We start from the raw sequence: 9615 nt of genomic DNA, 5'->3' as shown, positions 1-9615 counted from the left end.
CAACATCCGCTACATGGGCACCGACGACCGCGCCATCACCTCCTACCTCGTCAGCGCCTACCACTCCGCCGCCGTCCTCGTCCCCGACGCCCTCGGCATCCTCGACGACGTCCAGATCGGCCACTGATGACGACCATGAACACGCGGACCGCGGCCCGGCCCCTCGCCGACGTCCTCGCGTGGAGCAAGGGGCTCGTCGACCCGGCACTGCGGACGGCCGCCGGGCGGCTGCCGGAGGCGATGCGGCGGATCGCCGCGTACCACTTCGGCTGGGAGGATGCCGACGGACGGACGGCCTCGGCGGACGGCGGCAAGGCGCTGCGGCCGGCTTTGGCGCTGCTGTGCGCGGAAGCCGCGGGCGGGGAGGCGGCCGACGCCGTGCCCGCCGCCGTCGCCGTGGAACTGGTGCACAACTTTTCGCTCCTGCACGACGACGTCATGGACGGCGACACGACCCGGCGTCACCGCGCGACGGCGTGGACGGTGTTCGGCACCGGGCCGGCGGTGCTGGCCGGGGACGCGCTGCTGAGCCTGGCGTTCGAGGTGCTGGCGCCGAGCGGGGCCGCGAACGCGCGGCTGCTGTCGGCCGCGACGCTGGCGCTGCTCGAAGGCCAGGCCGCGGACCTCGACTTCGAGCAGCGCGACGACGTCACGCCCGGCGAATGCGTGCGAATGGCGGAGGGCAAGACGGCCGCGCTGCTGGGCGCGGCGTGCGCGCTCGGGGCCGCGTCCGGGCCGGGCGACACCGAGTGCTTCGGCGCGTTCGGCCGGGCCGTCGGACTGGCGTTCCAGCACGTCGACGACCTGCTCGGCATCTGGGGCGACCCGGCCGTCACCGGCAAGCCGGTGTACTCGGACCTGCAGAACCGCAAGAAGTCACTGCCGGTGGTGACGGCCCTGTGCTCCGGCACGCCCGCGGGTGCGGAGCTGGCCGCGCTCTACGCCCGCTCCGAGCCCCTGGACGAGACCGAGCTGGCCCGCGCGGCGTACCTCGTCGACGCCGCGGGCGGCCGCCAGTGGAGCCAGGCCCAGGCGGACGCGTTGCTGGCCAAGGCCCTGCGCGACCTGGCCGTGGCCGGCCCGCCGACCCGCGCCGGCGCGGAACTGGCCGCCCTGGCCCGCCTGGTCACCACCCGCACCCACTGAACAGGGGCATCACGCGTGATCGAGCGGGCATCGCGGTGATGCCCCCTCTGATCACGGGTGATGCCCCTCGGAGCACGTCAGTAGCGGGTCAGTTGCCGGGGCGGGTGAGGCCGGACTTGTCCGCGTGCAGGCTCAGGATGTTCTTGTCCGTGTCCCGGAGGGCCTTGGTGACCTGGGCGGACGGCGAGGATGTCGACAAGTCGATCAGGCGGATGGGAGCGTCCAGCTTGATCAGGGTCGGGACGTACTCGGCCTTGTCGACCTTCCAGCGGTTGCCGTCGCGGACGAAGCGGAAGCGGGCCGCCGCGCCTTCCTCCGTGTCGCCCTTGGGTTCGGAGTGGCGGGCGACGCTGTTGCCGAGCCCGTAGGCCACCCACTTGTCCCCGATCTTCTCGAACGGCTGCACCACGTGGGCGTGGTGGCCGACGATCAGGTCGATGTCGTCCGACGCCAGCAGCTTCCTGGCCTGCGACCGCTGTTCGGCCGTCGGCTCGTGCTGATACTCCACGCCCCAGTGCAGGCTCGCGATCACGACCTGCGCACCGGCTTCGCGAGCCTTGTGCGCGGCCGCCAGCACGTCGTCGACGTCGATCTGGTTGGCCAGCCACGGTTTCCCAGCCGGCACCTTGATGCCGTTGAACCCGAAGGCGTAGGACACCTGGGCGACCTTGACGCCGTGGACGTCGAGAACCAGCGGCTTCGCGGCTTCGGCGGCCGACCGCGCCGAGCCCGTGTGCCTGACGCCGACCGCGTCGAGCTTGTCCAGGGTGCGGGTGACACCCTCGGCGCCCTGGTCGATCGTGTGGTTGGACGACGTCGAGCAGGTGTCGTAGCCGGTGTCCTTGATCGCGTCGGCGATCTCCGGCGGCGCGCTGAACGACGGGTAGCCGCTGTACGGGCCACCTTCCGGCGCCAGCGGCGTCTCGAGGTGGCAGATCCCGAGGTCGGCGCCGGAGATCAGCGGCTTGATCCCGGCCAGCAGCGGCCGGTAGTCGATCTTGCCGCCGCCGTCCGCCTCGGCCTGCTCGGTCAGCGCCGGGTGGATCAGCACGTCGCCGGTCGCGACGACACTGAACGAGCCGTCGGGAACGGCGGCGGCACTCGACGAGCCGGCTTCGGGAAAGGGCGTCGGAGCCGGCCCCGGCTTCGGCGGAGAGGCACTGCAGGCGGCCGCCAGGACGGCGACGCCGGCGAGCGCGGCGACGCGGTGCTTCGTCATCGGTCCCCCTAACGTGGTCCGGCCATCCTGCCAGCCGGGCGAATCGGACAGCGACGCCATCCGACTCCTGATGAAACTTCCACCACAGTCGACAACACCGATCAGAACATTCGCACGCGACAAAACCGGACAACGCGCAGGACAGAGCCGAAAAAATACGATAAATGCAGCCCTCGTTTGCCACGATGCAACTACGCAGAGTAGGTCTCACTCCGCTAACTGCGCCTTGACGCTCCTCGAACGGGTGTTTTGTAATACGAGTCACTTCGCGGCACGCGACCTGCACCACTCGACTCTGGCCCCATGGGAGCACTCGATGTCCACATACCCGCACAGGTTCCGGACCTGGAGCGTTGTTGGTTGTTGTTTGATTTCCGGAGCCCTGCTGGCCTCCTGCTCCTCCGGCAAAGACACCGCCGCCCCGCAGCAGCAGGCGCCGGCCAACGGCAAGGTCACCCTGTACTACCTGCAGAAACAGGGCGACCAGCAGTACTTCGTCGAGCAGGCCCAGGGCGCGCAGGAGAAGGCGAAGGAGCTCGGCGTCGAGCTCAAGGTGGTCAACCTCGGCCAGGACGCCAACAAGGCGATCACCGAACTGGACGCCGCGGTCGCCCAGGGCGCCAACGGTGTGGCCATCGTGGTCCCCGACCAGGCCATCGGCCCGCAGGTGATCGACAAGGCCAAGAGCGCGGGCATCCCGCTGATCGCCTCCGACGACGTCATCAAGGACGGCTCGGGCGCGAAGGCCCCGTTCGTCGGCTTCAACGGCAGCCAGATGGGCGACTCGGTCGGCACCGAAGCCGGGAAGCTGTTCAAGGCCGCCGGCTGGGCCGCCGCCGACACGAAGATCATCAGCGCCTACAAGCAGGATCTGACCGTCTGCACCGACCGCGTCAACGCCGCGAAGTCCGCCTTCTCGAAGGCGGCGGGCGCGGACGTCCAGGTGATCGACGTCGGCACCGACAACTCCCCCGTCGACGCCCAGAACCGCTCCGGCGCGGTGATCGGCTCCAACCCCGGCGTCAAGCACTGGGTCGTGTGGGGCTGCAACGACGAGAACGAGACCGGCGTGGTGACCGCGCTGGCCAACTCCGGCGTCCAGGCGAACAACATCATCGGCGTCGGGCTCGGCGCCTACCTCGACTGCAAGGACTGGGCCGCGAACAAGGACACCGGCAACAAGGCCGCGCTCTACATCTCCGGCGCCGAGGTCGGCCGCTCGGCGATCCAGGTGCTGGTCGACAAGGTGAAGAACGGCAAGGAACTGCCCGCGGAGACGATCGCCAAGACCACGATCGTCAACAAGGACAACTACAAGCAGGCCGGCGTCAACTGCACCTGACCGAACTCCCGCGGGCGGGGCACTTCCCCGGGGAAGTGCCCCGCCGCGGGCTCCACCGCTCGAAGGGCGACCATGTCCTCCTCTTCACCCGCGCTCGCCGTCGAGGGCATCGGCAAGCGCTTCTCCGGGGTCACCGCCCTCGACGACGTCTCGCTGGAGTTCCGCTCCGGCGAGGTGCTCGCGCTGATGGGCGAGAACGGCGCCGGCAAGTCGACGCTGCTGCGCGTGCTCTCCGGCGACCAGGGCCCGGACGAGGGCCGGCTCCTGCTCGACGGCACCGAAGTCGCCTTCGACACCCCGCGCGCGGCGATGGCCGCCGGAGTGCGCGTGATCTACCAGGAACCCGAGATCATCCCGCACGTTTCGGTGGCGGAGAACGTCTTCGTCGGCGAACTCCCCGCGAAGGCCCGCGTGTTCAGCCGCCGCACGCTCACCAAGGCCACACACGACGCACTGGCCGAGTACGGCTTCGAAGGCGTCCTCAACCCGGCGACGCTCGGCGCCGCGCTCTCCCCCGCCCAGCGCCAGCTCGTCGAGATCCTCCGCGTGCTCACCGCCGCCACCCCGCCGCGGGTGATCGCCTTCGACGAACCCACGTCGTCGCTGTCGGAGCACGAGGTCGAGGCGCTGTTCCGGCTGATCGGGCGGCTGCGCGACAGCGGGGTCGCGGTCGTCTACGTCTCGCACCGGATGAAGGAGATCTTCCAGCTCGCCGACCGCGTCGCCGTGCTGCGCGACGGGAAGCTCGTCGGCGTCCAGCAGGCCGCGGAGACCGACGAGGCCGGCCTGGTCCGGATGATGATCGGCCGCGACCTCTCGGCGCTCGAGCGGAGGGTCACCCAGGACACCGGCGACGTCGTGCTGAAGCTCGACGACGTCACGACCGACGACGTCACCGGCGTCTCGCTGCAGGTCCGCGCGGGCGAAGTCGTCTGCCTGGCGGGGCTGGTCGGCGCCGGACGGTCCGAGCTGGCCCGCGCGATCGTCGGCGACCTGCCGATCCGGTCCGGGACCGTCGAACTCGGCGGCAAACGGCTGCGCGCGCACAACCCGGGTGACGCCGTCAAAGCCGGCATCGGCTTCGCGCCCGAAGAGCGCAAGACGGACGCGTTGCTCATGCAGCGGTCCGTACGCGACAACGTCTCCATCGCCGTCCTGGACCGGCTTCGCCGCTTCCGGGTCGTGAAGCGGGCGAAGGAACGCGCGCTCGTCGAGGAGTACGTACGCGAGCTTCGCGTGCGGACGCCGTCGATGGAGCAGGAAGTCCGCAAGCTCTCCGGCGGCAACCAGCAGAAGGCGGTCCTCGCACGCTGGCTTGCGCGGCGGCCGAAGCTGCTGATCCTCGACGAGCCGACGCGCGGGGTCGACGTCGGCGCGAAGGCCGAGATCTACCGGATCATCGACGGCCTCGCCGCGGAAGGCATCGCGCTGCTGGTCATCTCCTCCGACCTGCCCGAGGTGCTGACGCTGGCCGACCGCATCCTCGTCATGCGCGCCGGGCGCCTGGCCGGCGAACTCGGCCGCGAGGAAGCGACCGAGGAGGCCGTGCTGACCCTCGCCATCCCCGAAACCGAACCAGCCGTGGACGACGCCCAGGAGATCGGCGCATGAGTGAGCCTGTGAACGAATCGAATGACACGGCTGTAGCCGCGCCGAGCGTCAGCGAGGCCGGCGCATGAGCACCCCCACCAAGGAAACGTCGGCGCCCGCCGCCCCGGCCCAGCCGTCTGCCGCGCGCCGCGTGCTGACCGGCATCGGCGTGCAGAACTCCAGCCTGATCATCACGCTCATCGCCCTGGTGATCCTGCTGAGCGTGCTGAACGAGAACTTCTTCCGCACCAACAACCTGCTGCTGATCGGCAGCGCGATCACCATCATGGGCCTGCTGGCCCTGGTGCAGACCCTGGTGATCATCCTCGGCGCGCTGGACATCTCGGTCGGCTCGATGGCCGGGCTCGCGTCGGTCATCTCGGCGATGGTGTTCACCTCGACCGGCAACGCCGAAGTCGGCATCCTCGCCGCGGTCGGCGTCGGCATCCTCTGCGGCCTGGTCAACGGCATGATCATCATCTTCGGCCGGGTCAACCCGGTGGTCGCGACGCTGGCCATGCTCGCCACCTACAAGGGCATCGCCCAGGTCATCTCCAACGGCAAGGCGCAGGGCTACACCGGCGGCGACGACCTGTTCATCTTCCTGGCCAAGGGGTCCGTGCTCGGCCTGCCGTCGCTCGTGTGGGTGTTCCTGATCGTCGCGGCACTGCTGCACTTCCTGCTCAAGTACACCGACATCGGCCGCAACGTCTACGCGATCGGCGGCAACGACACCGCCGCGCGGCTGGCCGGCATCAACATCAACCGGTACATCATCGGCGTCTACGCCCTCGTCGGCGTGGTCGCGGCGATCGCGGGTGTGCTGATCACCGCCCGCACCGGCTCCGGCCAGCCGACGTCCGGGTCCGAGGGCCTGGAGCTGCAGGCCGTCACCGGCGCCGCGCTCGGCGGCACGATGCTCAAGGGCGGCCGCGGGTCGATCATCTCGACCGTGCTCGCGGTGGTCATCCTCGGTGTGCTCGACAACGGCATGTCGGGGCTCGGCATCAACCCGTTCTGGCAGAACGTCGCCCACGGCGCCCTGCTGGTGATCGCGGTCGTGCTGCAGCAGCTGCGCAGCGGGGAGCGGCGCGTCGGCCTGCCCGAGTGAACCTCCACGCCCGCATCGTCGACGAACTGGGCCGGCTCATCGTCGAGGGCGTCCTCGGGGACGGGCAGCCGCTCGTCCCCGAGGAGCTCGGCCGCCGGTTCTCCGCGTCCCGGACGGTGGTCCGCGAGGCGTTGCGCGTGCTGGAGAGCAAGGGCATGGTCACCGCGCGCCCGCGCGTCGGGACGTGGACGCTGCCGCCCGAGGCGTGGGACGCCATCGACCCCGACGTCATCGCCTGGCGCGTCGGCGGGCCGGGCGGCCGCGAGCACCTGCGCGAGCTGCGGGAACTGCGGCTGGCCATCGAACCCCAGGCGGCCCGGATGGCGGCGCGGCACCGGCGTCCGGACGAGCTTTCGGCGATGGCGGCGGCCTACGCGCAGATGGCCGACGCGGTCGAGCGCGACGACGGCGCTGCGTTCCGCGACGCCGATTCGCGGTTCCACGCGGCGCTGGTCCGGGCGTCGGGGAACACGCTGATCGCGCAGCTGCAGGTGCCCGTGGTCGCGGCGCTGAAGGCGGACGGCGAGCCGATGGAGCTGGTAGCGCATTCCCGCGTGCTGACGCTCGTGCTCGCGAAGAACGCCGACGGCGCCGAGTCCGCGGCGCGCCGGTTGCTGGAAACCGTTGCGGCGTACCGCTGATCGGTACCTTGACACGGTTATCGGGACGCGCTTCACTCGCTGCGGACGCCCGCCGCCATGAGTGTTGAGGAGGACGCTTTCATGCGTTTCCCGGGAATTCGCGGTTTCGGCGTGCTCGCGGCCACGGCGGTGGCGGGCAGTCTCTTGACGGCTCCGGTGGCGGCCGCCGCGACGTGCACGATCTCCGACGAAATGGTGTCCGCGGGCAACTACTGGGTCACCAACGGGACGAACCTCGACGCGCCGGACTGGCAGAACGCGACGTTCCACGTCGGGAACCTCGCCCTGGTCCGGACCACCGGCCAGTCCAACCACAAGACGTACCCGTGGGCGCAGGCCAACAAGTACCTCCTGCCGGAGGACCCGAAGCGGCCGTTCTTCCCGGACGACCAGGCCGCCGGCGAGGCGTACCTGGACCTGTACACGTACTTCCACCCGGAGATCCCGCTGGATTCGATCCGCACCCGGATCAAGGCCGAGGTCGCGTCCGTGCAGGCGGGCCACCGCGGCTACTGGAACTACGTCGACGCGCTCAACATGGCGATGCCGTCGTTCGCGCGGATGAGCCTGATCGACCACGAACCGTCCTATCTGGACGCCATGGACCGGCTCTTCCGTACATCGGAACACAAGCTGTTCAACGAGTTCACCGGCCTCTGGTACCGCGACGCGCGGTTCACGGGCTCGGGCGTGTTCTGGTCCCGCGGCAACGGCTGGGCCCTGGCGGCGCTGGCCAAGGTGCTGCAGGTGCTGCCGGCCGACGACCCGCGGCGGCCGGAGTACCTGCGGGTGTTCAGGAAGACGGCTTCGACGCTGGCGTTGGTCCAGCGCCGTGACGGCTTCTGGAACTCCGACCTGCTGAACCCGTGGGATCACGGCGGCCCCGAATCCAGTGGCACGGCACTGTTCGCCTTCGGCCTCGGCTGGGGCGTCAACGCGGGCGTCCTCGACGCGGGCCGGTTCCGCCCGGTGGTGGACAAGGCGTGGACGGCACTGTCGACGAAGGCGCTGCAGCCGTCGGGCCGGCTCGGGTTCGTCCAGCCGGTGGGCGACCGCCCGGCGACGGCTCGCGCAACCGACACCGCGGCGTACGGCGTGGGCGCGTTCCTGCTGGCCGGTCAGGAAGTGGCGAAGCTGCAGGGCTGCTCGGCGAAGTAGGTCCCAAGCGCCCCAAGGCGGCCTTGGTTGCGTCTGACGCACCGAAGGCCGCCTTGGGTGCGTCACACGCACGGAAGGCCACATTGGGGCGCTTTCAGCGCAGGCAGTCGGCGGGGTCGCCGCGGGTCAGGGCCGGGTCCGACTGGGGGAACGTCCGCGCGACGCCGGGTCCCGACGACCGGTGCTCGAAGCGGACCGTCACCCGGCCGTGGCCCGCGCCCTGGACCCAGCCCGTGCCGAACTCCTCGTGGACCACGTCGTCACCCTGCCGCCACTCCGAAGGCGCCGCCGGTGCCGGGGCCGCGACCACCGCCGACGTCACCGACGCCGTCGGCGCCGACGAGGCTGCCAGGGAGAACAGTGCGTCCTGGTGCGGGACCGAAAGCCCGCTGTAGGCCACGCCCGCCAGCCGGATGCCGCCGAACTCCGCCGGGTCGATCAGCAGGCGTTCGGCCGTCGCCGACAGCTCGGCCAGGTCGTCCGTGGGCGCGGAGATCGTCTCCGACCGGGTCACCGTGTGCATGTCCGTGTGGCGCAGCTTGATCACCACCGTCCGGGCCACGCGGCCGGCCTTCACCAGCCGCTGGTGCGCACCCACCGCGATCCGGCGGACCTCCGCCCGCAACGTCGGCAGGTCCTTGATGTCGGTGTCGAACGTCGTCTCGGCGCTGACCTGCTTGGTTTCCGCGCGGCCGGCCACCGGGCGGTCGTCCGCGCCGGTGGCGAGCCGCCGCAGGTCGCGGCCGACCACGCCGCCCAGCGTGGCCACCGCGTCCGGTTCGGACAGGGCCGCCAGCTGCCCGAGCGTCTGGACGCCGATGAACCGCAGCTTCCCCTCGGCGACCGGGCCGATGCCCCACAGCGCGCGCACCGGCAGCGGCGCGAGGAACTCCCGCTCGGTGCCCTGCGGCACCACCAGCAGCCCGTCCGGTTTGGCTTCGTCCGAGGCGATCTTCGCGATCTGCTTGCCGTTGCCCGCCCCGATCGACGCCACCAGGCCGGTTTCCGCCCGGATGCGGGCCCGCAGGGCGGCGCAGAACGCCGTCACCTCCTCGAAGGACGCGCCGACGAGCGAAGGCGGCTCGGCGAACGCTTCGTCGAGGGAAATCTTCTCCAGCACCGGCGCCACTTCGGTGACGACGGCGAAGACCTCCTGGCTGAGCCGTTCGTACACGCGGAACCGCGGCGGCACGATCACGCCGTTCGCCGGCAGCAGCCGCCGCGCCTGGGCCATCGGCATCGCCGAGCGGATGCCGAACGCCCGCGATTCGTAGCTGGCGCCGGCGACGACCCCGCGCGGCCCGGTGCCGCCGACGAGCACCGGGCGCCCGGCCAGCGTCGGACGGGTGAGCTGCTCGGCGGACGCGTAGAAGGCGTCCAGGTCGAGGTGGATCACCCAGCGGGCCAC

General features: G+C 70.8%; 8 protein-coding genes and 1 pseudogene. 7 read left to right on the top strand and 2 right to left on the bottom strand.

Annotated elements, in window-relative coordinates:
- Nucleotides 1-127: pseudogene (locus ACLJOU_RS31620) on the top strand (hypothetical protein); the annotation flags it as partial.
- On the top strand, nt 127-1146 hold the full coding sequence (locus tag ACLJOU_RS31615) for a family 2 encapsulin nanocompartment cargo protein polyprenyl transferase (protein ID WP_410572482.1): 1020 nt from the start codon (nt 127-129) through the stop codon (nt 1144-1146). The pseudogene ACLJOU_RS31620 and the gene ACLJOU_RS31615, both read left to right, overlap by 1 nt.
- 88 nt (nt 1147-1234) lie before the next feature.
- On the opposite strand, the gene ACLJOU_RS31610 is transcribed toward ACLJOU_RS31615, so the two are convergent.
- Nucleotides 1235-2365 carry a CapA family protein gene (locus tag ACLJOU_RS31610; protein ID WP_410572480.1) on the bottom strand — a complete coding sequence of 377 codons (1131 nt, stop codon included), beginning with the start codon at nt 2363-2365 and terminating at the stop codon, nt 1235-1237.
- Between the two features lie 367 nt (nt 2366-2732).
- Between ACLJOU_RS31610 and ACLJOU_RS31605 the strand changes: the two genes are divergently transcribed.
- From ACLJOU_RS31605 to ACLJOU_RS31585, 5 genes are all read left to right on the top strand, one after another.
- The gene (locus ACLJOU_RS31605; protein WP_410572478.1) at nt 2733-3707 is read left to right on the top strand and encodes a substrate-binding domain-containing protein; all 975 of its coding nucleotides are present in this window, start codon (nt 2733-2735) and stop codon (nt 3705-3707) included.
- Nucleotides 3708-3779: 72 nt separating this feature from the next.
- Nucleotides 3780-5318, top strand: coding sequence for a sugar ABC transporter ATP-binding protein (locus tag ACLJOU_RS31600; protein ID WP_410572476.1), 1539 nt, complete (start codon nt 3780-3782; stop codon nt 5316-5318).
- 64 nt (nt 5319-5382) lie between these two features.
- Nucleotides 5383-6408, top strand: a complete 1026-nt coding sequence (locus ACLJOU_RS31595) for an ABC transporter permease (protein WP_410572474.1) — start codon at nt 5383-5385, stop codon at nt 6406-6408.
- On the top strand, nt 6405-7049 hold the full coding sequence (locus tag ACLJOU_RS31590; RefSeq protein ID WP_410572472.1) for a FadR/GntR family transcriptional regulator: 645 nt from the start codon (nt 6405-6407) through the stop codon (nt 7047-7049). The genes ACLJOU_RS31595 and ACLJOU_RS31590 overlap by 4 nt, the downstream gene beginning before the upstream one ends.
- Nucleotides 7050-7130: 81 nt before the next feature.
- Nucleotides 7131-8207: a glycoside hydrolase family 88 protein gene (locus tag ACLJOU_RS31585; protein ID WP_410572470.1), complete on the top strand. Its 1077-nt coding sequence runs from the start codon at nt 7131-7133 to the stop codon at nt 8205-8207.
- A gap of 94 nt (nt 8208-8301) precedes the next feature.
- Here ACLJOU_RS31585 and ACLJOU_RS31580 read toward each other — a convergent pair whose 3' ends face one another.
- Nucleotides 8302-9615 (bottom strand): DNA polymerase IV, encoded by a 1314-nt coding sequence (locus tag ACLJOU_RS31580; protein WP_410572468.1) that lies wholly within the window; start codon nt 9613-9615, stop codon nt 8302-8304.

It is taken from the genome of Amycolatopsis sp. cmx-4-61 (genome assembly GCF_046548775.1).
GTDB lineage: Bacteria > Actinomycetota > Actinomycetes > Mycobacteriales > Pseudonocardiaceae > Amycolatopsis.
Note: the sequence above shows the minus strand (reverse complement) of the source record. Positions and strands in the feature narration are given on the sequence as shown.

Excerpts from the sequence above, each read along its gene's own strand:
- ACLJOU_RS31615 (WP_410572482.1), top strand. The coding sequence starts at position 127 with ATGACGACCATGAACACGCGGACCGCGGCCCGGCCCCTCGCCGACGTC.
- ACLJOU_RS31610 (WP_410572480.1), bottom strand. The coding sequence starts at position 2,365 with ATGACGAAGCACCGCGTCGCCGCGCTCGCCGGCGTCGCCGTCCTGGCG.
- ACLJOU_RS31600 (WP_410572476.1), top strand. The coding sequence starts at position 3,780 with ATGTCCTCCTCTTCACCCGCGCTCGCCGTCGAGGGCATCGGCAAGCGC.
- ACLJOU_RS31595 (WP_410572474.1), top strand. The coding sequence starts at position 5,383 with ATGAGCACCCCCACCAAGGAAACGTCGGCGCCCGCCGCCCCGGCCCAG.
- ACLJOU_RS31585 (WP_410572470.1), top strand. The coding sequence starts at position 7,131 with ATGCGTTTCCCGGGAATTCGCGGTTTCGGCGTGCTCGCGGCCACGGCG.